We start from the raw sequence: 23043 nt of genomic DNA, 5'->3' as shown, positions 1-23043 counted from the left end.
CAGGAGTCGTTCATGTCTCGCACCACTCGTCTGTCCCCGTCCCTCGTCAGAGTCGCCGCCTGCACCGGCATCGCGGCCCTCGCCCTGACGGCCTGTGGATCCGGCTCCGGCTCGGGCTCGGTGAGCGCGGGCTCCGGCTCGGGCAAGGGCGTCAAGGTCGGTCTGATCACCAAGACCGACACCAACCCGTTCTTCGTGAAGATGAAGGAGGGCGCGGAGAAGGCCGCCAAGGAGGACGGCGTCCAACTGGTCACCGCGGCGGGCAAGTTCGACGGCGACAACGCCGGTCAGGTCACCGCCATCGAGAACATGGTCGCCTCCGGCGTCAAGGGCATCCTGATCACCCCGAGCGACTCCAAGGCGATCGTGCCCGCGATCCAGAAGGCCCGCGCCAAGGGCGTCCTGGTCATCGCCCTGGACACCCCGCCCGAGCCGCAGAGCGCGGTGGACGCCCTCTTCGCGACCAACAACTTCAACGCCGGCCAGCTGATCGGTCAGTACGCCAAGGCCGCCATGAAGGGCAAGACGGCCAAGATAGCCACGCTCGACCTCGCGCCGGGCGTCTCCGTCGGCGTCCAGCGGCACAACGGCTTCCTGAAGGGCTTCGGCGCCACCGACAAGGACGTCGTCTGCTCCCAGGACACCGGCGGCGACCAGGCCAAGGGGCAGACCGCCATGGAGAACTGCCTGCAGAAGGCGCCCGACATCAACGTCGTCTACACCATCAACGAACCCGCGGCCCTCGGCGCGTACACCGCCCTGAAGGCCAAGGGCCGGGAGAAGGACGTCCTGATCGTCTCCGTCGACGGCGGCTGCACCGGCACCCAGGCGGTCAAGGACGGCAAGATCGCCGCAACCTCGCAGCAGTACCCGCTGAAGATGGCCGCCGACGGCGTCAAGGCGGTCGCGACATACGCCAAGAACGGCACCAAGGCGTCCGGCTACACCGACACCGGCGTCACCCTGGTCACCGACAAGCCGCAGGCCGGGGTCACGTCCAAGGACACCGGGTTCGGCCTGCAGAACTGCTGGGGCTGAGCCGCCCCCGAGGTCCGTTCGACACCGCCTCTTCCCGCAGCGGGGCGGCCGGCCCCACCCCTCCCCGACCGTGGGGCGGCCGCCCCCTTGTCTTCCGACAAGGACTTCGCATGACCGCCACGTCCACCACCACACCGTACGCCGAGCTCAAAGGCCCGACGACGGCCCGCAGACTGCTGACGGCGCCGACCACCGGCCCACTGGCCGCCCTCGTCCTGGCCTGTGTCTTCTTCTCCGTGACGACCGATCAGTTCCTCTCCGGGGGGAACTTCTCCCTGATCGTCCAGCAGGTGATGGTCGTCGGCACCCTCGCCATCGGACAGACCCTGATCATCCTCACCGCGGGCATCGACCTGTCGTGCGGAGCCGTGATGGCGTTCGGCAGCATCCTGATCGCCAAGACGGCGGCCGCCGGCACCCTGCCACCGCTGCTCGCCATCGCCCTGGGCGTGGTCGTCTGCGGCGGGTTCGGCCTGCTCAACGGGCTGCTGGTGCAGAAGGTCCCGCTGCCGCCGTTCATCGTGACCCTCGGCATGCTCAACGTGGCGTTCGCGCTGACCCACATCTACTCCCAGGAGCAGACCGTCACCAACCTGCCCGGACCGCTGACGGCCCTCGGGCAGACCTTCCCGCTCGGCAGGACCGACATCACCTACGGCTCCCTGGTCACCATCGCCCTGTTCCTGCTGCTCGCCTACGCGCTGAGCAACACCGCCTGGGGCCGCCACGTCTACGCCCTCGGCAACAGCTCCGAGGCCGCCCGGCTCAACGGCATCCGCAACTCCCGGCTGACCGTCGGCATCTACACCGTGGCGGGCCTGCTGTACGGGGTCGCGGCGCTGCTGCTGATCTCCCGCACCGGAGTCGGCGACCCCCAGGCGGGGCAGACCGACAACCTCGACAGCATCACCGCCGTGGTACTCGGCGGCACCAGCCTCTTCGGTGGACGCGGATCGGTCCTGGGCACCTTCATCGGCGTCCTGATCGTCGGCGTCTTCCGCAACGGACTGCAACTGATGGGCGTCGCCTCCATCTACCAGACCCTGATCACCGGCGTCCTGGTGATCCTCGCGGTGACCGTCGACCAGATCTCCCGGAAGAAGGCCCGATGACCGCCACCCCGTCCCCCACCCCCGTCCTGCAGGCCCGCGGTCTGGTCAAGCGCTACGGCCACGTCACCGCCATCGACGGCGCCGACTTCGACCTGCTGCCCGGCGAGGTCCTCGCGGTCATCGGCGACAACGGCGCCGGCAAGACCAGCCTCATCAAGGCCCTCACCGGCGCGTTGATCCCGGACGCGGGCGAGATACGCCTCAACGGCGAGCCCGTCACGTTCTCCGGTCCGCAGAGCGCACGCGCCCACGGCATCGAAACCGTCTACCAGGACCTCGCCGTGGCCGCCTCCATGGACATCGCCTCCAACATGTTCCTGGGCCGCGAACTGCGCCGCCCCGGCATCCTCGGCAGCGCCTTCCGCATGCTCGACAAGAAGCGGATGCGCCAGGAGGCCGCCGAGCACATGGCCGACCTGAAGATCGGCCTGCGGTCGCTCACCCAGGCGGTCGAGACCCTCTCCGGCGGCCAGCGGCAGGCCGTGGCGGTCGCCCGCGCGGTCGCCTGGGCCCGCACCGTCGTCGTCATGGACGAACCCACCGCCGCCCTCGGCGTCAAGGAGTCCGGCCAGGTCCTGGACCTCATCCGCCGGGTCCGCGACAAGGGCATGCCGGTCGTCCTGATCAGCCACAACATGCCACACGTCTTCGAGATCGCCGACCGGATCCACGTCCACCGGCTGGGCCGGCGCGCCGCCCTGATCAAACCCTCCGACTACTCCATGGCGGAGGTCGTCGCCATCATGACCGGCGCGCTCACCGTGGACGAGGCCGGCGGTACCGTCGTAGCGGACTCCGAGGCGGCCAAGGCCGCCGGGGTCCAGGCCAACTGACTGGAAAGTCTTGGCGGTTCCGGCCGGTCGAGCGGCCGGAACCGACGAGCCCGCACGGAACGGTCCTCCATGGCAGCGAACCGCCGCCCCACCCTGACCGACGTCGCCCGAGAAGTCGGCGTCAGCGCCAAGACGGTCTCCCGCGTCCTCAACGAGGACGGACCCGTCTCGGACGGGACCAGGCAGCAGGTGCTCGCCGCCGTGGCCAGACTCGGCTTCCAGCCGAACCTCATGGCACGCAACATCCGCGTCGGCGGACCCGACACCACCATCGGACTGGTCGTCCCGGACCTCGGCAACCCGTTCTTCGGAGCCGTGGCCGGTGGTATAGAGGACACGGTGCGCGACCGCGGTCTGACCCTGCTGATGGGCTCCTCCGCGGACGATCCCGTCCGGGAGCAGGCGCTCACGGACACGTTCCTCGCCCGGCGCGTCAGCATCCTGTTGGTCGTGCCGTCCGTCGGCGCCGACCACTCCCACCTCAAACCCCACCGCGCCGCGGGACTGCCCGTCGTCTTCGTCGACCGCCCGGGGACGGGCCTGTCCACGGACAGCGTCGTCAGCTCCAACCGGGCCGGCGCCCAGGAGGGCGTCGCCCATCTGATCGCGCACGGCCACCGCCGCATCGGATTCATCGGCGACCTGCCCGTCGGGCTCCACACCCGCCGCGAACGCCTGGCCGGATACCGCTCGGCCCTCCAGGAAGCCGGCCTCGCCTACGACCGGTCCCTGGTCACCAGCGCCCACGATCCCCAGGGGGCTGCCACCGCGACCTCCCGGCTGCTCGACCTGGCGGATCCGCCCACGGCCCTGTTCGCCGGCAACAACTTCGTCGCCCTGGGGATCGTCGCCGAACTCTCGCGCAGCAAACGGAAGGACGTGGCGGTCGTCGCCTTCGACGACCTACCGCTCGCCGAGGCACTGGAACCGGCCCTCACCGTCGTCGCCCAGGACCCCGGGGGAATCGGCAGGGCGGCTGCGGCCACCGCCCTGGCACGACTCGACGGCGACCGCTCCCGCGCCCGCACCATCACCGTCCCCACCCGACTGATCGTCCGGGGCTCGGGCGAGTGCCCCACCCCTGCGCCGCAAAGGCCGTAACCGTCTCGACAGTTCGGAGGAGGCCGGAGAAGGCCGGAGAAGGCCCATCGGGGCGGCCGGGGTGCCCGGGGCGCCACCGCCCCGGCGGGGCGGGGTGCCCGGGGTGCCCGCCGGTACCGGAACTCAGCCGGTGAAGAACCGCTTGTCGAGCGCGATGGCCAGCAGCTGGTCCATGCTCAGCGCGGGCTGCGGTCGCGTCACCGGAGCGCTCTCGGCGTACGAGTTGACCTCCCGCACCGCCACCCGGCGACCGTCCTTCCGCAGTGTGTCGACCAGCCACACCGAGGCCGAACCGCCCTTCTCCGAACGTCCCTCGACCTTCTTCACCTTGGTGCCGTCGGCCAGGGTGACGGCCTCGCACGCACCGGACACATCGTCGCAACCCATGTGCCCGGCCAGGTCCTTCATCCGGTCGTACTGGACGTCGACCTCCACCATGTTCTTCCCGTGTCCGTCGTCGTAGACCAACTGGACGAGCGCCTCATCCTCATTCACGTCCGACACGGTCCCCACACGGGGCAGGTGCGACTTCAGCACCTCGGTCAACCGAGCGCCGGGAACACGCTTGTCGCCGGTCGGGGCACCGGTGGACGGGGCCTGCTCCGGGGCTGCCGGCAGCGCGGCGATCGCCTTGTTCCAGGCCGGGCTGCGCACGATGGAGGTCAGCCGGTCGATCGACAGCAGCGGGTCGGCTCCGCCGGACGAGTCCTTCTCACCGCCGCCGCCGAACTCCTGCAGCATCAGCTCCGCCCCGTCCGACCTGGTGAGCACCACGTACCAGCGCTTCTGCCCGGTGTCACTGCCGGGGTAGGTGAACGACCTGGTGGCGGTGAGCACCGCGCCACCCGGAAGCTTCTGGACGGTGCACTTGTCGTACGGGCGCACCTCCACCGGGAGGCAGCCGCCCTGGCTCTGCTGCCGGCCGGCGGCGCCGGAATCCAGCCGCCTGATGGCGATGTCGAGGCCGGCGGACCCGTTCGCGGTGGAGTAGGTGAGCTTGGCGGTCGGCCAGACGACGGGGCCGTCCCCCCGGGCTCCGCTGCCCGAGGCCCCGGAGACGGTGCCGCCGGGCGGCAGCAGGCTCTTCAGCGTACGGACCATCTCCTCCCCACTGATGGACGACGGTGCCCGGGAGGGCGACTGCTCGGTGGAGTGCGCACGGCCGCCGGGCCTCAACTGCTCGGCCGAGCCACCGACCCCGCTGCCGAAGGTGTCCGTGACCATCAGGGTGCCGCCCGCGGCGACCACCGCGAACACGGCCGTCGCGGCGGCGACCTGGGTGGCGCGGATCAGCCGCATCCGTCGGCCCCGGGCGACGGAACGCCGCACCAGGTCGGCGGAGTGGGGCGGGAACTCGCCGGTGGCGCGGCTCATGGCGTGGGTCAGCCGTTCCTCGAAGTCCTCGTTGAGCGACATGGGGGATCTCCGTTCGTCTGGGGCGTCGGTAGGACCGGGGGCGGGGCGAGGAGCGCGCGCCGCCAGGTCGTGCTCTCATGCGGCCAGGTCGGCCAACTGGTCGCCGAGCAGGGCGCGCAGCCGCTGCAGGGCACGCATGCTCTGGGCGCGCACGGCACCCGGCGACAGATGGAGCACCTGCGAGGTCTCCTCCACCGAGCGGTCCTCCCAGTAGCGGAGCACCAGTACGGCACGGTCCTTGGCCGTCATCCGGGCCAGGCCGTCCAGCAGGGTCATCCGCAGCTCAGCGTCCTGCGCCGGGCCGGCCCCGTCGGGCAGCCGGTCGCTGGGGCGCTCGGTGGAGCTGCGGCGGCGGCGCTGGGAGAGGAAGGTCCGCACGAGCACGGTGTCGGCGTAGGCCACCGGGGATTCCACCCGGCTGATCCGCCGCCAGGAGCGGTACATCTTGGCGAGGGTCTCCTGAACCAGGTCCTCGGCGAGGTGCCAGTCGCCCGTGAGCAGACAGGCGGTCCGGAACAGAGGCCCGCTGCGGGCGGCTGCGAACTCCAGGTAGTCCGCGGGTGCTTCCCTCACCGTGTGTCCTTTCGTGGTCGGACGTCACCTGTTACACGCGGTGGGGGTGGTGGCGCGTTACGGGCCTGGGCGGGCTTCCCGCGGCTTGCGGCCTCTGGGATCCCCGCCCCTCGTCACTGGCCCACCCTCCCGTCGATGCACTCCCGCAGCAGATCGGCGTGCCCGCAGTGACGGGCGTACTCCTCGATCCTGTGCACCATCAGCTCCCGGACTGAGATCCCGTCCTTGCCCACACGCTCGCCCAGGTCCGGGTGCTCGGCCAGCGCGGCGTCGGTCGCGGCCTGCTCACGCTCCAGATCGGCGTACGCGGCGTCGACCAGGTCCTGCTCGGCGACAGCTCCGTCGAAGTCCGCGTCCCGCCTTCCGTACAGCTTCGGCAGCGGGTCACCGTCGCTGATCCAGCCGCGCCAGTCCCGTTCCACCTCGGCGAGGTGCCGGACCAGGCCGAGCAGCGACATCGTCGACGGCGGGACCGACCGACGGGCCAGTTGCTCCGCATCCAGGCCCTCGCACTTCATCCGCAGGGTCATGCGGTAGTTCGTCAGGAAGTGCTGCAGCGTCGCCAGCTCGCCGTCCGGACTGGGGCCTTCGCTGTCGCGGGGGTCGTCGTCCGGGTCGACCCACATGTCGGGGTGGACGGTTGCCTGGGTCCATCGCGCGGGCTGGTCAGTCATGCTTGGCATGTTCGTCGCTGAGCGCCCGGGCTCGCCACCGAGTTCTCGCTCGAGGTGACGCGGTGGTGGCGTCAGGACGAGACGCCGGTCTCGGATCAGCCCATGCTCTTGGCCCCGTCCAGGCACTCCCGGATGATGTCGGCGTGGCCGGAGTGCTGGGCGGTCTCGGAGATGATGTGCATCAGCACCCGGCGGGCCGACCACCGCTCGTCGCCCTGGGACCAGGGTGCCTTGGGGAGCGGCTGGGTGGCGTCCAGGTCGGGCAGGCCGACGACCAGCTCGTCGGTCCGGCGTGCCGCCTCGGCGTAGTCGGCCAGCCCATCCGCCAGCGTCTCACCGGGCAGCATCCGGAATTCGTCCGCCCGGCGCGCCCAGTCGTCCTCGCTCATGACGGTGAAGTCGCCCACGGCGGAGGGGCCGTCCAGAATGAAGGCGGCCCAGGTCTGCTCGACCGATGTGACGTGCTTGACCAGGCCACCCAGGCACAGCTCGCTGACGGTGGTCCGCCGTGCGGCCTGCTCGTCGGTGAGGTCACGGGTCGTGAAGCGGAGCAGCTGCCGGTGCTTGGCCAGGACCTCCAACAGGTCGGCGCGCTCGCCGGTGACTGCCGGTGCGTGGGCCTGATCGGGGATGGTCTTCTCGTCGAAGCTCATGGTCTCCGCCTTTCCGGGGGGCGTGTGGTCCTGGTGCGTGGCGGCGCATGGCGCGGCAGCGACAGTAGGGGCGATAGCGGCCAGATCCTGACCTATACCTCGACGAGATGCCCGTTGGAATCACACGCCGACCCGCCCCCGGCGCGACCTGTGCCCGGCCCTGCGAGCCGGTCAGTGGTGCCTCTGCGGAGGGCGAACGCCAGGTCGGATTCCCGCCAGCGTCCGACGCCGGTGCCCGCGATGCTCGACGTCATGAACCGACTTGAAGGAAGCGTGGCCTTGATCACGGGCGGAAGCCGGGGCATCGGTGCCGCTGTGGCGTCACGACTGGCCGAAGAAGGCGCGGACATCGTCCTGACCTATGAGAACAGCACGGAACGCGCCGCCGAGGTGGTGGAACATATCAAGGCCAGGGGGCGCCGGGCACGTGCCATCCGAGCCGACAGCGCGGTCCCCGAGGCGCTCACCGCGGCGGTGGACGAGGCCGCCGCGATGTTCGGCCGACTCGACATCCTGGTCAACAACGCCGGCGTCTTCCTCGTCGGCCCACTGGAGGACCTGGGGCCGAAAGAAGTCGACCGGACCCTTGCGGTGAACGTCCGGGCACCGTTCACGGCGTCCCAGGCTGCAGCACGTCATATGGGCGAAGGCGGCCGGATCATCAGCATCGGCAGCAATGTCGCCGAGCGTGCGGTCTTCCCCGGACTGGCGCTGTACTCGATGAGCAAGACGGCACTGGTCGGGATGACCAAGGGCCTGGCCCGAGAACTCGGCCCGCGCGGAATCACCGTCAATCTGGTGCACCCCGGCCCCACCGACACGGACTCCAACCCCGCCGACGGGCCGAATGCCCAGATGATCTCCGGCTTCACCGCTGTCGGCCGCTATGCGGAGGCGGCCGAGATCGCGGCCACCGTCGCCCACCTGGCAAGCGCGGACGGCGGCTACATCACCGGAGCCTCGATCCATGTCGACGGCGGCTTCACCGCCTGACCCGCGGGATCGACTCGCGATCCAGTTGAGGTAGCCGCCGCCATCAGGCGCCTCACCGGCAACACAGAGGGGCGTCAGGATGGCCGTAGCGGCCATCCTGACGAGAGGTTGTCATGCCGGAATCGCGCTTTTCGACTCGCCAGCCAGAGCCGTCTTGCGATGCTTGCCTGTCTGGGCGTGCGCATTGCCGCGCGTGACCCATCCCCGATCCTTGAGCTTCAACAGCGCCCAATACTTCGCCGGGCGTGTAACGGTCAGGTTGAGCAGGCTCTCCAGCGGCGTGTAGAGGACCCACGCCCAGAGCTTGCGGCGGGCGGAAAGTCCCGGCCGCATCGCCAGGTAGAGCGAGGTTTCGCCGTAGCGGATCACCATGTACGCGAGAAAGGCGAGGATCGCGTGCTTGCCCTGTCCGGCCCACATGACCGAGCAGAAGATCCACAACAGGACCACGGGCATCACGGACCACTGCACGAAAGCCAGCAGTGGAAAGAAGAGCTGCTTGCCCTTCAGGTTGGTCAGGCAGAACGGGAGCGCCTGCCATCCCGACTTGCCCCATCGAAGCCGCTGCCGGAACATCCCTCGCACGGTGGTCGGCATGTCCGTGTGAACCACAGCTTCATTGACCACCACCACGTCGCCCCGCAGCAGGGAATACATGGTCAGGCGCCGGTCGTCCCCGTTCGTGCCGGACGACAGGTAGTCATGCAGGTTGTCGAAGAGGATGGCCGAACGGTACAGGGCCAGGGCGCCCGACGTGGTCTCCACCGCACCGATTGCCGAGCGCGAGGTCCGGATCATGAGGCACGAGGTGCCGATGTTGAGGTCCGTCAGCCGGGTGAGCAGGTTCGCCTCCCGGTTGCGGACCAGGATCAGACCAGTGGCAGCCTGGACTTTCGGGTTGCTCATGGCCCTCAGCAACTGCTCCAGGGCATCGGGCTCGGGTTCCGCGTCCGAGTCAACCGTGAAGACGAAGTCCCAGTCGTCTCGTCGGAGCTTCTTCAGCACGTGCCCCTGAGCCACACGTTTGCCGCCATTGGGCGCCCACCCCCAGGACACCTTCGGATGTTCGAAAGGCACCACGGGGTGATCCACCGAACCGTCGTCCTGCACGAAGATGTGGTCCGGAGGCCGCGTTTGACTGAGCAGAGCCCGCACAGTCTTGTGGACAGCCTCGGGATCCGCTTCCTCGTACGAGGGCACGATGGCGGCCACACGACCGGGCGCCACCGGCAGATGGGTGAACTGGCGGCCCTTGGTGAAGGCAACCATGTAGAAGACGATCACCGCGTCACCGAAAAGCCAGTAGGCCAGGCCGAACGAGGTGTGCAGGCCACCTCCCAGCACGAAGTGGTAGGTCCCCGACCACACCGCGACCATGGCGGTCGCGAGGATGTACAGCGCCTTGCGCTGCTGGGCCTTACGCACCGTCGTACTTCTTGTTGCGCGTGGCGAATCTGTAGATCAAGGCACCAGTCAGGGTCAATGCCACAGATATCGCCAGCACGGTACTGAAGCTCAGGCTTTGACCAAAGACGATCAGCCCTGTCCCGGTCGCGGCCATGGTTCCACGTCCGTACATGGTCTTCCTCCCTTCCGGAGCGTCGATGACGCTCGATGTTGTCGGCCGGCGGCATGGCACCCGCCTTCCCAGCACGTGTGCGCCGGAGTCCGCCGCTTTCATCAGCCGAAGTGGCTGTCGGCGTCACCGAATTCCGCGGCATCGGGCCAATGAGGGGTGCCTGCTTGCGGCGGCCGTCTGCCTGTGTCCGGGGAACGCCGCGGTTCTGCTGGTGCTCTACAGCCGCTCGACGTGTGGGGCGGCCGGCATGACGCCGCGCGTGTCGAGGACGTATGCGGCTTCGTCTGCGAGCTGAGCCAAGTCGAATTCGTCGTGCGGCGTGAGTACGACGACAGCGTCGAAGTCGGCCACGCTGATGCCGCTTCCTTCGTCGGCGAAGGGAATGGCTTGGCAGTCGTCGTCCTGCAGATAGGGGTCGACGACGGTGACGTCCGCCCCCATGGCGCGCAGCCGGTCGATGACCTGCACGGCCGGCGACTGTCGGGCGTCGGCCGTGCCAGGCTTGTAGGCGGCGCCGAGGGCGAGAATGCGGGCGCCGTGCACACTGCGGCGGAAGCGGCGGTTGAGAGAGTCCTGCAGACGGCGCACCACGTAGTCGGGCTGGCTTTCGTTGATGTCCTGGGCCAGTTCGATGAGCCGGAAGGTCTGACCGTGCCGGGTCTTGACGTGGTGGCTGAGGTAGACCGGGTCGATGGGAAGGCAGTGCCCACCGACACCGGGGCCGGGCAGGAACTTGGTGAAGCCGAACGGCTTGGTCGCAGCCAGCTCGAGCGTGTGCCACACGTCGACGCCGAGCGTGTGGGCCATCCGCGAGAGCTCGTTGACCAGGGCGATGTTGACATGCCGGTAGGTGTTCTCGAAGACCTTGGCCAGCTCCGCCTCTTCCAGCCCGGAGGCCGGCACGGTCACCTCGGTGACGGAGTCGTAGAAGGCCTTCACGCGCTGCAGGCAGGCGTCGGTGAGCCCCGATACGATCTTGGGAGTGTTCTCCAGCCTCCAATCGGCGTTGCCCGGGTCGATGCGTTCGGGGCTGAACCCCACATGGAAGTCACGGCCGGCGACCAGGCCCGACCCCTCTTCCAGCAACGGAATGAGTACCTCCCGAGTGGTGCCGGGGTGCGTGGTCGACTCCAGAACCACGGTGGCGCCCGGCTCTATTCGGGCAGCCAGCACACGGGCAGCCTCCCGTACGCAGCTGAGGTCCGGGGCACGGTCGGTCAGCGGGGTGGGCACGGTGATGACCGCGACGTTGAAACCCTTGACGTCCTCGGGGTCCGAGGAAGGCGTGTAGGCGCCGGAGCGCAAGGCTCTGCGCAGGCGGTCCGAGTCGATGTCCTCGATGTACGAAGAGCCCGCGGCCAGACTCTCGCAGCGCTTCCGGTCGGGCTCGTAGCCCGTCACGATGTGTCCGGCCTCGGCGGCCCTCATGGCCAGGGGCAGGCCGACATAGCCCTGCCCGAGCACACAGATGTGCATGGTGGATTCCTCACCTTGAGCCGGCCCGCGGGCATGCGCGGGCCGGAAACGGCGCCCCTGAACGCGACTGCCTGTTCCTGAAGCAGGCAGCCGTGGCGTCGGGTACTGCGTGGATTGCGGTGCGGGAGCGGCGTACCGGACCCCCGTCGGGTTCAGCACGCGGCCTGCTCAGTCACCGCTTGTTCAAAGACCGGTCCAGGCCCCCTGCCCGGACGTGCGCCAGCCGCGCAAAACGATCTTCACAATTCCCCCTCATTTGTGGACCCTAAGAGTCCAGCAAGAGTTCCCCGCAGGGAACCTTCTTTACTGATTCGAAACCTATGAACTGCCTCTGAGTCGGCAACCAGTGGCGGCACGCCGTCATATTTCCTTGCCACAGGGCAAGTCAGACGCCTCATCAAGCCTCTCGGTGGGACGCCTCAAGCGTTGAGACCATTGCCCACCAAGCCCGGACACCCCTCCGACTCCACCTTGAGCACGAGAATCGATCTTCACAACTTCCCCTTTTCGTGTCGGTCAAGACTTCAATAACTTGCCGCCAAGCGGAAGGCGCGTTCCCGCATGGGGACGCCGCGACTGATGCACTCTCGGCCGGCGTGCGCCTCTGCGCGCGCCCCTGTACCACCTGTTTGACTCACGTGCGGCTCTTGGCCGGTGCCGACGCACGCCCCGGAGGCCGACATCGGACACGCCCGTGCCTGCAAGGCGGCGCGCTCCACACTGCGGTGGCGGACATAATCGAGGCATGGCTCTCTCCCACGGACCCGGCTGAGACTGCGTGAAGCTCGCTGAACCGCATCGACGACTCCTCGCCGACGTCCTCGCCGTGGGCGCGCCGTACGCTCTCGCGCTCGCCGGTGGAGACGCCGTTCGGGCGCACGGGTTGGTGGACCGGCCCAGCGGCGACGTGGATGTCGCCACGGAGAGCGCCACTCCCATGGAGGAGATCGCCTCCGCGGTCAGGGCCGGTCTGGAGGAACGGGGCTGGGACGTACACCCGCTGAGGTCGGATCCCCTCGCCGCACGACTCGGCGTCACCGAGCCGGCCACGGGTGAGGCGTGCGAAGTCCAGCTGCTGAAGGAAGCGCTCTGGCATCCTCCGGTCGTGACGGAACTGGGCCTGACCGTGTCCCTCGAGGACGTCGTCGGCATGAAGGTACGGGCACTGGCCGACCGGGGTTTCGCCCGCGACCTCGTCGACGTCCACGCCGCTTACGACCGCTGGAGCCACCCGGAACTCGAGGCACTCGGCCGCCGCCACGCCGGCGACACCCTTGACCTGACCGACCTGCAGGCCCGCCTGACCGGCGCCGAGTGGATCGACGACTCGGAGTTCGCGACCTACGGCCTCGACGGGACCGCGATCGCCGACCTGCGCCGCTGGGCCCAGCAATGGGCGGACGACATCGCGGAACGCCTCGCCGAAGGGCAGCCACCACACGACGAGTGACACGTCGCCCGCGCATCCAGCGAGGCGGTAGCGCGGCGTACATAACGTGCGCCCCTTGCGCACCCCCTACCACCGGTGACGTCACAGCGTTCACAGGGCAGCGGTGACGTGTCGTGTTCATCATGGGCGCAGAGCGGGCCTGGCGCATGTACGTGGACGCAGGGGGAGTTCAGCAGCATGGGCATCGATGGCAGCCGCCGTAGGAAGAACGCCTCGGCTATGAAGATGGTCGGCGGCCTCCTCGGCACGTTCCGGAAGGCGGCCGGGTACACGCAACGGTCACTCGCCCCCCAGGAGGTTCTCGTGGACGAGGGAGCACTCCCCCGGCCCCACCCTCACCGTCCCCCCGAGACTCCTGGGCCGGCTTCCTCCGTCTCGCGCGGGAGCTGACGTCGGGCTGCGGTGTGGAAGGGGCCCGTCGGCGGCGGGTCGCGGCCAGTGTCAGCGTCACCGACAGGGACGCCGCCGCCATCACCGTCATCGCCGGGCCCGGTGACGTCAGTTGCGCGATCCCGCCCGCCAGCGTCGCGCTCACCCCCTGCATCGTCAGCATGCCCGCCGAGTGCAGGCCGAGGGCGTGGCCGCTCAGATCCGGTGGGGTCAGGGTCATCAGGCGCTCCTGCTGGACCAGGCTCGCCGCGAAGCCGACCGACGCCAGGGCCGCGCAGGCCGCCGCCACCGGCGCCTCCGGGTGCAGGGCGAACAGCAGGTACGGGGTCGCGAGGAGCAGCAGGAACGGGATGCCGAGGCGGCGGCGCAGCGCGGGCGGGAGGAGGCGGCCCGCCGTCACGTCACCGACGAACATCCCGAACGCCGCGCACGCGAACAGCACGCCCGCGTGGTCGGGTGCGTAGGAGACGTAGAGCGATTCGCAGCCGACGACCAGGCCGTTGGGGATCCACAGCAGGAGGTAGGTCGTACGGCGCTCCGGTGACGACCACAGCAGGGCGTTGGTACGCCAGGTCTGTGCGACGGAGGGGCGGCCCGAGCTGCGCGGGGCCCTGCGGGTCAAGCCGAAGCGGGCCGTCGCAGCCGCCGCCAGGTACAGCGCGGACGCCGTCAGCAGCGTCGTACGCGGGGACAGGACCGCCAGCAGGACGCCGCCCGCCGCGTAACCGGTGATCTGCATCAGTCCGTTGATCACGTTGAAGGCGGAACGGCCCAGCAGATAGCCCTCCTTGGACAGGATCTCGTTGAGCAGACCCCAGCGGACTCCGCCGCCGAGCGACTGGATCAGGCCGAGGAGGAAAATCAGCGCGAAGATCGCCCCCAGTGGGAGGCCGGGGGTCGCCATGGCCGCCGTGCCGACCGCGAACCCGGCCGCGATGCCCGCCGTCGTCGCGCGCGGCGGCAGTCGGTCGGCCGCCGACAGCAGGGTCGTAGCGCCCACGACCTGAGCGAGTTGCGGGCCGAACATACTGATCGCGGACAGCAGGGGCGAGTCGGTGGCCCGGTAGACCAGCGTGCCGAGCGCCAGGCCGCCGAGCGTCGAGGCGGCCGTCTGTAAGGAGGCGGACAGGAACAGCGGGGTGAACTCCCGGGTGCCGAACAGATCGGTGTAGCTGCGCATGGATTGAGTGTGGGCAGGGGGTCGGACCGGCCGTTACTGTTTCGCGCGTGTGCGAAACGTCTGCCCGACCCCGAGTGTGAAGGCCCCCCATGGGCCTCTGGTACCTCAACGCCGACACCCTCGCCGGAAGCCGGTTCCTGCTCTCGCCGCTCGCCGAGGTGTTCGCCGCCCTGAAGCTGCTGCACACCGGCACCGCCTCCCACCCCGGGGAGCGCGCCTGGCTGGACGCCCACCTTCCCGCGTACCGGGCACGACTGGCCGCCGACCCCGTCACCGCGCTGCTGGTGAGCAGCGGGCTCGGCCCTGAGTGGATCGCCGACTTCCTCACGCCCACCCCCAGGGACGGGGAGAGCTTCGACGACGGCGTGGAGCGCGTCCGCTCGGCCTCCCCCGCCGACGCCCGGGCTCATCTCACCGTTTCCCTGCGCGGCCCGCTCCCCACCGCCCTCGACCGCGACGACCTGCCCGAACGCGCGGCCGACCTGCTCACCTACGTGTGGACGCAGACCGTACGGCCGTACTGGGACCGGCGGCGACGCGTCCTGGAGGCCGATGTCGTCGCCCGGACCGCGCAGCTGAGCCGGGGCGGCTGGGCCGCCGCCCTTGACACCCTGCGGCCGGGCCGGACCCGCTGGCTCGGCGGGAACCGGCTCCAGGTCAACCTCCACGAGTACCCGCCGCGCGAGATCTCCGGCGCCCAGCTGCTGTTCGTCCCCGTCACCCTACAGCGGGCCGGCTGGCTGTCCTGGGAGGAGCCCGACCGGTACGCGATCGTCTACCCGTGCGCGGGAGTACTCGCGGACGGGGCGCGCACGGTGGTCCCGGAGAGTCTCGGCGCGCTGCTCGGCCCCGCCCGGGCACGGGTGCTGGTGCTGCTCGACTCCCCGATGAGCACCAGCCAGTTGGTCGCCGTGACCGGGCAGGGGCTCGGCTCGGTCGGACGCCACCTCAAGGTGCTGCTGGACGCACGGCTGGTGGAGCGGCGGCGCGCGGGACGGTCGGTGCTGTACTCGCGTACGGCGCCCGGTGAGGTGCTCGTCACAGCGCAGCGGGGCTGACGGGCGCGTCACCTGGTGGCGATGCGGCGGAGTTAGCATCCGCCCATGACGACTACTGACAACAGTGCGGGTGCCTCTGTCCTCGATGTCGAGATCGGTGCGCTGCAGGGCGGTTCCGCGGACCTCTCCCAGTACGCGGGCAAGGCCGTCCTGGTGGTGAACGTGGCCTCCAGGTGCGGGCTGACCCCGCAGTACGCGGGTCTGGAGCGGCTGCAGGAACGGTACGCGCCACTGGGCTTCACCGTGCTCGGGGTGCCCTGCAACCAGTTCCTCGGGCAGGAGCCGGGAAGTGCCGAGGAGATCGCGGAGTTCTGCTCGGCGACGTACGGCGTGACCTTCCCGATGACGGAGAAGATCGAGGTGAACGGGGAGGGCCGGCATCCGCTGTACGAACGCCTGGTCGGCCACGCGGACGCCGAGGGGCACAGCGGGGACATCCGCTGGAACTTCGAGAAGTTCCTGATCGGGAAGGACGGCAAGGTCGTCGCCCGCTTCTCGCCGCAGACGGAGCCGGAGGCGGCCGAGGTCGTGGCGGCCATCGAGGGGCAGCTCGCGTAGGCCGGGTCGGCCGTTCCCCGCGGGCGTTGACCTTGCCCCTGGGGCAGGGACGAGCGTCTCCGTCACCGGGCGAACGGCGCCCGGTGACGGAGGCACGCCGCCAGGAATCGGGGGCTGACCAGGTGGACGAAGAGCTGCTCACCATCGGCGCGTTCGCCGCGCGGGCCCGGCTGTCGGCCAAGGCCCTGCGGTTGTACGACCGTCTCGGTCTGCTGGTGCCCGCACACGTCGACGAGGCCAGCGGGTACCGCTACTACCGCGTGTCCCAGGTGGAACGGGCCCGGCTCGTGGCCCTGCTGCGCCAGCTGGACATGCCGCTCGCCCGCGTGGCCGAGGTGGTCGACGCGGACGGGGACGAGGCGGCCGAGCGGCTCGCCGCGTACTGGGCGGGCGTCGAGACGCGGATCGCCGGACAGCGGACCCTTGCCGCGTACCTCCGTGGACGACTGTCGGGGAGGAGTTCCGAGATGTACGGGAAGTTCGTGGTCGAGACGGTGGACGTGCCCCAGCAGGTGCTGATCACCGAGACGCGGCACGTCCTGGCGGACGAGCTGCCGACGTGGATCGGGGCGTCGCTGGGGCGGCTGGAGGAGGCGGCGCGGGAGTGCGGGGGCGTCGCCGGGGCGCCGTTCGTCGTCTACCACGCGGAGGTGTCGCCGGAGAGCGACGGGCCGGCGGAGGCGTGCGTGCCCGTCGTGGACGAGGCGGCGGCGCGGGCGTGGGCCGAGGCACGGGGGCGGGCCTGGCAGACGCGGGTACGGGTGGAGCCCGCCCGGCGGCTCGCGTACACACGGATCACCAAGGCACAGGTGGCGCATCCGCAGATCCTGGCGGCGTTCGAGGCGGTCGAGGCGTGGATGGCCGAGCGGGGGATGGCGTACGCGGGGCCCTGCCGGGAGGTGTACTTCGCTGACTGGGAGGCTTCGGGTCCGGAGGACGCGGTGTGTGACGTGGCGTTCCCGGTGGGGTGAGGTGGGAGGGCGGGGCCGTGAGGTGTTCGCCCCGCCCGCTCCTACCCCGGCCGGCCTCGACCGCCGGCCGGCTGGTCGTGGCTCCGTCCTCAACCGGCGGACGGCTGGCCGCTTCCCCTCAGCTCCTGCGGGCACGCGGTCCCCCGCGGCAGCTGATACGGCGCCGCCAAGCGGTAGGTGCCCGCTCGTGGGGCCAGGAGTTCTGTCCACTTGTCGCCCCAGATGTCCTCGGGGGCCTCCATCAGGCAGCCGTTGAGGTTGTCGTACGTCTTCGGGACGTCCTGGGCGCGGTGCTTCGAGGCCTCCGTCTCCTGCGGGGGCTTCACGCCCTTGCCCTGGGCGTCGACCAGGCCCAGCCACGGCGAGTAGGGCACGCGGATGAGCACGCGGCCCGCCTGCTTCACCTGGATCGTCAGTTCCCCCTGCTCCGCCCGGTCGACGACCGCCGGTGGATCCGCCAGCGGGGTCGGGTCGGTCACCGCGAACAGCTGCCAGTTGGCGTCGCCCCAGATCTGCTTCAGGTACGGCATGCCCCGCTGCACGAGCTCACGTTCGCGTTCACCGCCGTCGCCGTCCGGCTCGCCCTTCGGCAGCACCACGTAGTGCACGGCCCAGCGCTGCAGCCAGGCGTGGTAGTTCGCGGAGTTCAGCGTGTCGTCGTAGAAGAGCGGGTTGCGTTCCATGTCGGCCTGGCGGTTCCAGCCGCGGGCCAGGTTGACGTACGGCGCCAGCGCGGAGGCCTCGCGGTGCGAGCGCGCCGGGACCACCTCGACTCGGCCCTTCTCCGCGCCGACCACCTGGAGCTGGTGGACCAGCGGTGCCAGCTCGTGCGCCCAGGACGCCGCCGGGGTGGTGTGGACGATGTCGTCCACCGTCTTGACGCCGATCCAGACGACGAAGCCGGTGCACGCCACCACGATGGCGTACCACCTCCGGCTGCGCGGCACCGCGAACGGCAGCGCGGCGACGAGCACCACCCCTGCGAACAGCATCGCGAGCCGGGTGATGTTCGAGCCGATCTGGGAGCTGATCAGCCAGACGAGGAGAACGGACAGCCCGTACACCGCCGCCGTGATCCGTACCGTCTTCCACTCCTTCGGGACCAGGGAGAACGCCAGGACCGCGAAGGCGAAGGGCAGGATCGTCGACGCCCAGGTCATCGGTTGCGTGCCCGAGAAGGGGAACAGCCACGCGGACAGGGCCACGACGGCCGTGGGGGCCAGACCCAGCGCCCACGCGCCGGGGCGGCGCTTCTGCAGGAACAGCGCCACCGCGACCAGACCCACGAACAGGCCCGCCACCGGAGACGACATCGTCGCCAGCGAGGCCAGCGACGCCGCGCCGAGCGCCTTCGCCCAGCGTTTGTGACGCCAGCGGTACGGCCAGCAGAACACGGCCGCGGTCGCGCCCAGCGCGAACACCATGCCCAGGCCGAACGTCACACGGCCCGAGATGGCGTTGCACAGCAGTCCGAACACCCCGGCGAGGGCCGGCCACCGCGGCTCGCGGACCGCACGGCTGCGGATGAGGATCAGGGTCAGCAGGCCGGCCGAGGCCGTCCCGGCGATCATCATCGTCGTACGGACGCCGAGGACGGACATCAGATACGGCGACACGACGCTGTACGAGACCGGGTGCATGCCGCCGTACCAGGCGAGGTTGTACGCCGAGTCGGGGTGCCGGCCGACGAACTCCGCCCAGGCGTCCTGCGCTGCGAGGTCGCCGCCGCTGTTCGCGAAGGTGAAGAACCAGATGAGGTGCAGCACTCCGGCGAGGGCCGTGACGGTGAGGGCGGGATGGCGGCGGGCCAGGTCGGCCGCGCGGGAGGAGCTCAGACGGGCGGTCAGGGCGCGCAGGCGCCCCGGTGCCTGCGGAGCGTCCTCGGCGGGGGGTTCGGAGGCGGTGGCCGGGGGTGCGGGAACCACCGGTGCCGTCGGGGCCGAGGTCTGGACGGCCGGCCGGCCCGGGGGGTCAGGGGTGGGCGCGCTCAGCGGTATTCGCGGTCCGGGAGGTGCCCCGTCCGGGCGACGTCCCCGGTCGGCGTCGTCGGCGTGTGTCGGCTCCGCTGTGGCCACCTGAAGGCACTCCCCGTGTCCTGTCTTCCGTTCTCGGCCGCGTCCCGTTCGCTCCCACTTCACGGCCGCGTCTCCGCGACCGGCGACCTGTCCCGATTCGCGACGCTAGCACGCACCCCGCCGCGGGGCCCCGGGGTGGGGGCTCCGCGGCGGGGTGCTGTGGGGTGCCGCCGGGTGCCGGGTGTGCCCGGCACGGCCGGGACGGGCTAGCCGAGACGGGTCAGCTTGTCGGTGAAGCCCGGCTCGGCGAGGTCCCTCTGCAGAGCCACGGGGACCGTCACCGCATGGCTGGAGCCGTCACCGACCGTGAGTTTGCCGACGACCTTGCCGGCCTTCGCCTCGTGCGGAGGCGCCGTGCCGTCGTCACCGATCGACAGCTTCGTCCTCAGGCCGGGCCAGCCGACCGCCGTCAGGTTCTCGGTGGCCACCACCGGCGTCTTCCCGCCCAGCTGGTCGTCCACGTACCCGACGACCTCGCCCTTCTTCACCACAGTGGCGGTGGTCAGGCTCTGCTGGATGGTGTTGATGAGCTTCTGGCTGTTGGTCAGCGCGAGTTGCAGGCTGTCCCAGACGCGGCCGGTGTGGGCGTCCTGGTTGAGGACGGCGCCGTAGATCGTCCGTGTCCTGCCGTCGACCACCTTCGTCGCCGCCCAGACCAGGTTGCCGCCGGCCGGGGTCGACGAGCCGGTCTTCAGACCGATCACGCCGACCTGCCTCACCAGCAGGTCGTTGTTGTTGTATATCGGCTTGTCCAGGCCGGGGATGTCCGCCTTGGCCATCGCGACGATGCTGCGGAACACCTCGTTCTGCATGACCGCCTTGGCCAGCTTCAGCTGGTCGACGGCCGTGCTCACGGTGGTCTTGTCCAGGCCGCTCGGGTCCGTGTAGGTGGTGTGGGTCATGCCGAGCTTCTTCGCGGCGGCGTTCATCTTGCCGACGAAGGTGTTGTTGTCGGAGTCCCAGCGGGCCAGCAGCCGCGCGACGTTGTTCCCCGACGGGATCATCAGCATCTGCAGCATCTGCCGCTCGGAGAACTTCTGGCCCTTCCTCATGGCCGCCGTCGACTCGTCCTCCTTCTTCGAGTCGTCCTCGGCCTGCTGGTCGGCGGTGATGGTCGGGCCACCCTGGTTGCCCTTGAGCGGATGCTCCTGGAGCGTGACGTACGCCGTCATGATCTTGGCAACGCTCGCTATCGGCTTCGGGCTCTGCTGCCCCTCGGTGCCGATCACGCCGACACCTTCCACCTCCATGGCCGACTGACCCTGGCCCGGCCAGGGCAGGTTGAGCTTCCCGCCCTCGAAGGTGTACGTCTCGCCGGCCGTCAGTGCGAGGGTCGGGGTCGGCAGCGGACGGACCGCCTGTACGATCGCAAAGATGATCGCCAGCAGAACGACCAGCGGCGACCAGATCTTGATGCGCCGCACGACGGTGCGGACCGGAGTCTCCGGGGGCGGCGGGGTGTTCGTCAGCTCCGCGAGCAGGTCCAGCGGCGGCTTGGGCGGGATCGGCTGCTGGGCGGTGCGCTCGGGGCCGACCTGGGGCATGGCGGTGGTCGCGTCGGTGGGACCCGCGGCGGGCTTCGGCTCCGTGGACGTCGACTGCGTCGGGTTCGCCTGGGTGGTGGGCCGGGGCTCGTCGAGCGACTTCAACGGGACGAACTTGCTGGTGCGTTCGGCCTCGGACTCGATCTTGTCGGACTTGCTCGACTTGTCCGACCTATCCGCCCACGAGGGGCCGGACGTGTCGGAGGACGTGGCGGGCTTGGCGTCGCCCACCTTGAGCATGGTGGTGGGCTGGTCGACGGCGGGCGGCCGTACGGCCTTGAAGATGGCGGTGGGCTGGTCCACGGGGGGTGCCGGGTCCTCCTCGTCCCCCTTGCCGTCCTGGCCGCCCTTGCCGTCCTGGCCGTCCTTGCCGTCCCGGTCACCGGACTCGGAGTCGCCCTTTACCTCCCCCCCTCCCCTTTCGCCCTCTTCTTCTGTCTTTTCGGCTACTTCCCGCTTTTCCGGCTTCTCCTGCTTTTCCTCGGGCTTGGGAGTTTCCTCGCGTTTGTCCCTGACCTCGGGGGTCACCGGATCGGCGTCGACGCTGCCGTCGCCCTCCGCCTCCGGCTCGGAAGCGCCGGCGTCAGCTTCGGATTCGGCTTCGACATCGGCATCGACGGCTTCGACGGATTCGCCCTCACCCTCGTCGGCCGCACCTTCGGACTCGGCCTCCGGCTCCGCCGCCGACTTGCCCTCAGGCTCCTCCTCGGCCCTCTCCGCCGGCTTCTCCTCCTCGGCCTCGCCCTCCTCGGCGCTCCTCACCCAGGAGGCCAGCGACGCACGCCCCCGCGCCTCGCCTCCGGTGCCGTTGGCGCCGGAACTCGCCGAGTCCGCCGAGTCCGCGGGACCCGTGCCCTCCTCGACCACCTCGACTTCCTCGGCCTCCTCAACTGCCGTACCGGCGGAGCCACCACGCAGCGACTTGGTCGAGAGCACCGTCGTAGCCTGGTCGACCCGCACCTCCTCGCCGGTCATCGCGAGCCTGGGTTCGCGTCCGGCCCTGGCCGGCCCCGGAACCGGAGCCCCGCTCCCCGACGTCGTTTCCGCCGACGACCCCTGCTGCTTCGACCTGTCGGGGGACTCGCCCGCCACCGATGCCTCCTCCGTGCGCCGCGCACCCGCGTGCGCGGCTTGCCCAACCGTGAACCACCGCCCGGACACCGCTGCCCGAACCATGTACCAGTGTCCTGTGTGAGGGATTGACCCCTGCGCTAGACGAGAACGACATACCTACCGGTTCCACTACATTCCGGTCACGCACCCTCGACAGACCAATGTGAGAGGGGTCACCCTGTCTCTCATCCACGCGGGGAGGCATGGATGGGCAGGAGCCGCAGAACACTTCCGGAGGAGCTTCTGCTGCTGGCACTGGACCCGACCACGGGTACCACTGCACAGCCGCAGTCGCTCGACCTCGGTCTGGCCGGAGCACAGCTAGTGGAGCTGGCGCTGGCCGGACGGATAGCCCCAGACGGGGATCGTATCGCCGTGGTGGTGCCACGGCCGACTGGTGATCCGACTTTGGACACCGCTTTGGAGTTGCTGCGCAGGCGCGGTGCTCCGGTGCGGGCCGTCCACTGGATCGGCGGGCCCCGTCTCGGGCTCCGCCAGACCTACCTCTCGCATCTGGAACGGTGCGGCATGGTCCAGGCCGTGCCCGGCCAGATGTGCGGGGTGCTGCCGACGACTCGGTACCAGGCGACCGACACCGCCATCAGCCGGGAGATCAGGTCCCGGCTGGATTCCGCGATCCGTACCGGCGTTCCGCCGGACCCGCGGACCGCGGCGCTCGCCGCACTGGCCCACGCGGTCGGTCTCGGCAAGCACCTGTATCCGGGCAACGAGGGCCGCTCGTCCCGTTCCCGGCTGCGGGATCTGATCCGGCACGACCCCATGGGCGGCCTCGTGGCGCACGCCGTGATGGACGTCCAGAACGGCGTGGGCGCGCAGCCGCGCCGCAACCCGGCCGCGGGAACCAGGCCCGCACCGGAACCCGCCCGCGGCGTTCCGATGCAGCCGCGCCGCGGATCCATGGCGCGCGTCGTGGCCCACTGAGCCGAGGCCCCACGGCTCAGCGGAACCTCGGCAGGCCCCCTGCCCAACCAGCAAAATCGGTACGGCAGGACAGCGAGACCGCACGACGAGGCACCGCAAGCTGTCCCGAGACCCGTTCGGGAGCCGCCCGGCCGCGCGGGGTGGTCAGGCCGTACGTCCCTGTGCGACGACACGGCCCCACCGCCCCGCGCGGCCGCATGCGTACGCCCTACCGGGCACGGAGGCCATGAGAGGGCCGCCGCGTACGGGATTCCGTACGATGGGCGGCGGGCTGTTCGGTATCCGCGGTACCGCGGGCCCGACTTCCGACCAGG

20 protein-coding genes are annotated in these 23043 nt (G+C 70.2%); 10 read left to right on the top strand and 10 right to left on the bottom strand.

The window, feature by feature from the left end; translation table 11 throughout:
• Positions 1-12 precede the first annotated feature (12 nt).
• The 4 genes from ACFYZJ_RS37560 to ACFYZJ_RS37545 all read left to right on the top strand — a co-directional run bounded on the left by ACFYZJ_RS37560 (position 13) and on the right by ACFYZJ_RS37545 (position 4084).
• On the top strand, positions 13-1038 hold the full coding sequence (locus tag ACFYZJ_RS37560; RefSeq protein ID WP_388576393.1) for a sugar ABC transporter substrate-binding protein: 1026 nt from the start codon (positions 13-15) through the stop codon (positions 1036-1038).
• A gap of 110 nt (positions 1039-1148) precedes the next feature.
• Entirely contained in the window at positions 1149-2150 is a 1002-nt protein-coding gene (locus ACFYZJ_RS37555; protein WP_388576390.1) for an ABC transporter permease, read from the top strand.
• Positions 2147-2983: an ATP-binding cassette domain-containing protein gene (locus ACFYZJ_RS37550; protein WP_388576387.1), complete on the top strand. Its 837-nt coding sequence runs from the start codon at positions 2147-2149 to the stop codon at positions 2981-2983. Before ACFYZJ_RS37555 ends, ACFYZJ_RS37550 begins: the two co-directional genes overlap by 4 nt.
• A gap of 69 nt (positions 2984-3052) precedes the next feature.
• Positions 3053-4084: a LacI family DNA-binding transcriptional regulator gene (locus tag ACFYZJ_RS37545; protein WP_388576385.1), complete on the top strand. Its 1032-nt coding sequence runs from the start codon at positions 3053-3055 to the stop codon at positions 4082-4084.
• Positions 4085-4207: 123 nt separating this feature from the next.
• Here ACFYZJ_RS37545 and ACFYZJ_RS37540 read toward each other — a convergent pair whose 3' ends face one another.
• The 4 genes from ACFYZJ_RS37540 to ACFYZJ_RS37525 form a co-directional block, all read right to left on the bottom strand.
• Positions 4208-5500 carry a hypothetical protein gene (locus ACFYZJ_RS37540; RefSeq protein WP_388576382.1) on the bottom strand — a complete coding sequence of 431 codons (1293 nt, stop codon included), beginning with the start codon at positions 5498-5500 and terminating at the stop codon, positions 4208-4210.
• Between the two features lie 75 nt (positions 5501-5575).
• Positions 5576-6073 carry a SigE family RNA polymerase sigma factor gene (locus tag ACFYZJ_RS37535; RefSeq protein WP_388576380.1) on the bottom strand — a complete coding sequence of 166 codons (498 nt, stop codon included), beginning with the start codon at positions 6071-6073 and terminating at the stop codon, positions 5576-5578.
• A gap of 113 nt (positions 6074-6186) precedes the next feature.
• Complete coding sequence (locus tag ACFYZJ_RS37530) at positions 6187-6756, bottom strand: DinB family protein (protein WP_388576377.1); 570 nt, start codon at positions 6754-6756, stop codon at positions 6187-6189.
• 86 nt (positions 6757-6842) lie between these two features.
• Positions 6843-7400 (bottom strand): DinB family protein, encoded by a 558-nt coding sequence (locus tag ACFYZJ_RS37525; RefSeq protein WP_388576374.1) that lies wholly within the window; start codon positions 7398-7400, stop codon positions 6843-6845.
• 252 nt (positions 7401-7652) lie between these two features.
• On the opposite strand from ACFYZJ_RS37525, the gene ACFYZJ_RS37520 reads away from it, so the two are divergent.
• A complete protein-coding gene (locus tag ACFYZJ_RS37520) occupies positions 7653-8393 on the top strand; it encodes an SDR family NAD(P)-dependent oxidoreductase (protein ID WP_388576371.1) in 741 nt (246 codons plus the stop codon).
• 111 nt (positions 8394-8504) lie between these two features.
• Here ACFYZJ_RS37520 and ACFYZJ_RS37515 read toward each other — a convergent pair whose 3' ends face one another.
• The 3 genes from ACFYZJ_RS37515 to ACFYZJ_RS37505 all read right to left on the bottom strand — a co-directional run bounded on the left by ACFYZJ_RS37515 (position 8505) and on the right by ACFYZJ_RS37505 (position 11448).
• Positions 8505-9818: a glycosyltransferase family 2 protein gene (locus ACFYZJ_RS37515; protein ID WP_388576369.1), complete on the bottom strand. Its 1314-nt coding sequence runs from the start codon at positions 9816-9818 to the stop codon at positions 8505-8507.
• Positions 9811-9972, bottom strand: a complete 162-nt coding sequence (locus tag ACFYZJ_RS37510; protein ID WP_388576366.1) for a hypothetical protein — start codon at positions 9970-9972, stop codon at positions 9811-9813. The genes ACFYZJ_RS37515 and ACFYZJ_RS37510 overlap by 8 nt, the downstream gene beginning before the upstream one ends.
• A gap of 216 nt (positions 9973-10188) precedes the next feature.
• The gene (locus ACFYZJ_RS37505; protein WP_388576364.1) at positions 10189-11448 is read right to left on the bottom strand and encodes a nucleotide sugar dehydrogenase; all 1260 of its coding nucleotides are present in this window, start codon (positions 11446-11448) and stop codon (positions 10189-10191) included.
• 778 nt (positions 11449-12226) lie between these two features.
• On the opposite strand from ACFYZJ_RS37505, the gene ACFYZJ_RS37500 reads away from it, so the two are divergent.
• A complete protein-coding gene (locus ACFYZJ_RS37500; RefSeq protein ID WP_388576361.1) occupies positions 12227-12898 on the top strand; it encodes a nucleotidyl transferase AbiEii/AbiGii toxin family protein in 672 nt (223 codons plus the stop codon).
• A 217-nt stretch (positions 12899-13115) separates the two neighbouring features.
• Here ACFYZJ_RS37500 and ACFYZJ_RS37495 read toward each other — a convergent pair whose 3' ends face one another.
• Complete coding sequence (locus ACFYZJ_RS37495; RefSeq protein WP_388576359.1) at positions 13116-14468, bottom strand: MFS transporter; 1353 nt, start codon at positions 14466-14468, stop codon at positions 13116-13118.
• A gap of 89 nt (positions 14469-14557) precedes the next feature.
• On the opposite strand from ACFYZJ_RS37495, the gene ACFYZJ_RS37490 reads away from it, so the two are divergent.
• The 3 genes from ACFYZJ_RS37490 (at position 14558) to ACFYZJ_RS37480 (ending at position 17055) form a co-directional block, all read left to right on the top strand.
• Entirely contained in the window at positions 14558-15526 is a 969-nt protein-coding gene (locus tag ACFYZJ_RS37490; RefSeq protein ID WP_388576356.1) for an ArsR/SmtB family transcription factor, read from the top strand.
• Between the two features lie 45 nt (positions 15527-15571).
• On the top strand, positions 15572-16084 hold the full coding sequence (locus ACFYZJ_RS37485) for a glutathione peroxidase (RefSeq protein WP_388576353.1): 513 nt from the start codon (positions 15572-15574) through the stop codon (positions 16082-16084).
• 122 nt (positions 16085-16206) lie between these two features.
• Positions 16207-17055: a MerR family transcriptional regulator gene (locus ACFYZJ_RS37480; RefSeq protein ID WP_388576350.1), complete on the top strand. Its 849-nt coding sequence runs from the start codon at positions 16207-16209 to the stop codon at positions 17053-17055.
• Between the two features lie 89 nt (positions 17056-17144).
• Here ACFYZJ_RS37480 and ACFYZJ_RS37475 read toward each other — a convergent pair whose 3' ends face one another.
• Entirely contained in the window at positions 17145-19130 is a 1986-nt protein-coding gene (locus ACFYZJ_RS37475; RefSeq protein WP_388576347.1) for an MFS transporter, read from the bottom strand.
• A gap of 206 nt (positions 19131-19336) precedes the next feature.
• A complete protein-coding gene (locus tag ACFYZJ_RS37470) occupies positions 19337-21649 on the bottom strand; it encodes a D-alanyl-D-alanine carboxypeptidase (protein ID WP_388576345.1) in 2313 nt (770 codons plus the stop codon).
• Between the two features lie 345 nt (positions 21650-21994).
• On the opposite strand from ACFYZJ_RS37470, the gene ACFYZJ_RS37465 reads away from it, so the two are divergent.
• Complete coding sequence (locus tag ACFYZJ_RS37465) at positions 21995-22729, top strand: GPP34 family phosphoprotein (protein WP_388576342.1); 735 nt, start codon at positions 21995-21997, stop codon at positions 22727-22729.
• Positions 22730-23043: the final 314 nt, after the last annotated feature.

This window comes from Streptomyces sp. NPDC001848, from assembly GCF_042891915.1.
In the GTDB taxonomy this organism is placed as follows: domain Bacteria; phylum Actinomycetota; class Actinomycetes; order Streptomycetales; family Streptomycetaceae; genus Streptomyces.
This window is presented reverse-complemented; position numbering and strand designations above follow the sequence as displayed.

What these genes read in the sequence shown, in the direction of transcription:
- ACFYZJ_RS37560 (WP_388576393.1), top strand. Translation starts at nt 13, where the DNA reads ATGTCTCGCACCACTCGTCTGTCCCCGTCCCTCGTCAGAGTCGCCGCC.
- ACFYZJ_RS37555 (WP_388576390.1), top strand. Translation starts at nt 1,149, where the DNA reads ATGACCGCCACGTCCACCACCACACCGTACGCCGAGCTCAAAGGCCCG.
- ACFYZJ_RS37550 (WP_388576387.1), top strand. Translation starts at nt 2,147, where the DNA reads ATGACCGCCACCCCGTCCCCCACCCCCGTCCTGCAGGCCCGCGGTCTG.
- ACFYZJ_RS37545 (WP_388576385.1), top strand. Translation starts at nt 3,053, where the DNA reads ATGGCAGCGAACCGCCGCCCCACCCTGACCGACGTCGCCCGAGAAGTC.
- ACFYZJ_RS37540 (WP_388576382.1), bottom strand. Translation starts at nt 5,500, where the DNA reads ATGTCGCTCAACGAGGACTTCGAGGAACGGCTGACCCACGCCATGAGC.
- ACFYZJ_RS37530 (WP_388576377.1), bottom strand. Translation starts at nt 6,756, where the DNA reads ATGCCAAGCATGACTGACCAGCCCGCGCGATGGACCCAGGCAACCGTC.
- ACFYZJ_RS37525 (WP_388576374.1), bottom strand. Translation starts at nt 7,400, where the DNA reads ATGAGCTTCGACGAGAAGACCATCCCCGATCAGGCCCACGCACCGGCA.
- ACFYZJ_RS37520 (WP_388576371.1), top strand. Translation starts at nt 7,653, where the DNA reads ATGAACCGACTTGAAGGAAGCGTGGCCTTGATCACGGGCGGAAGCCGG.
- ACFYZJ_RS37510 (WP_388576366.1), bottom strand. Translation starts at nt 9,972, where the DNA reads ATGTACGGACGTGGAACCATGGCCGCGACCGGGACAGGGCTGATCGTC.
- ACFYZJ_RS37505 (WP_388576364.1), bottom strand. Translation starts at nt 11,448, where the DNA reads ATGCACATCTGTGTGCTCGGGCAGGGCTATGTCGGCCTGCCCCTGGCC.
- ACFYZJ_RS37495 (WP_388576359.1), bottom strand. Translation starts at nt 14,468, where the DNA reads ATGCGCAGCTACACCGATCTGTTCGGCACCCGGGAGTTCACCCCGCTG.
- ACFYZJ_RS37490 (WP_388576356.1), top strand. Translation starts at nt 14,558, where the DNA reads ATGGGCCTCTGGTACCTCAACGCCGACACCCTCGCCGGAAGCCGGTTC.
- ACFYZJ_RS37485 (WP_388576353.1), top strand. Translation starts at nt 15,572, where the DNA reads ATGACGACTACTGACAACAGTGCGGGTGCCTCTGTCCTCGATGTCGAG.
- ACFYZJ_RS37470 (WP_388576345.1), bottom strand. Translation starts at nt 21,649, where the DNA reads ATGACCGGCGAGGAGGTGCGGGTCGACCAGGCTACGACGGTGCTCTCG.
- ACFYZJ_RS37465 (WP_388576342.1), top strand. Translation starts at nt 21,995, where the DNA reads ATGGGCAGGAGCCGCAGAACACTTCCGGAGGAGCTTCTGCTGCTGGCA.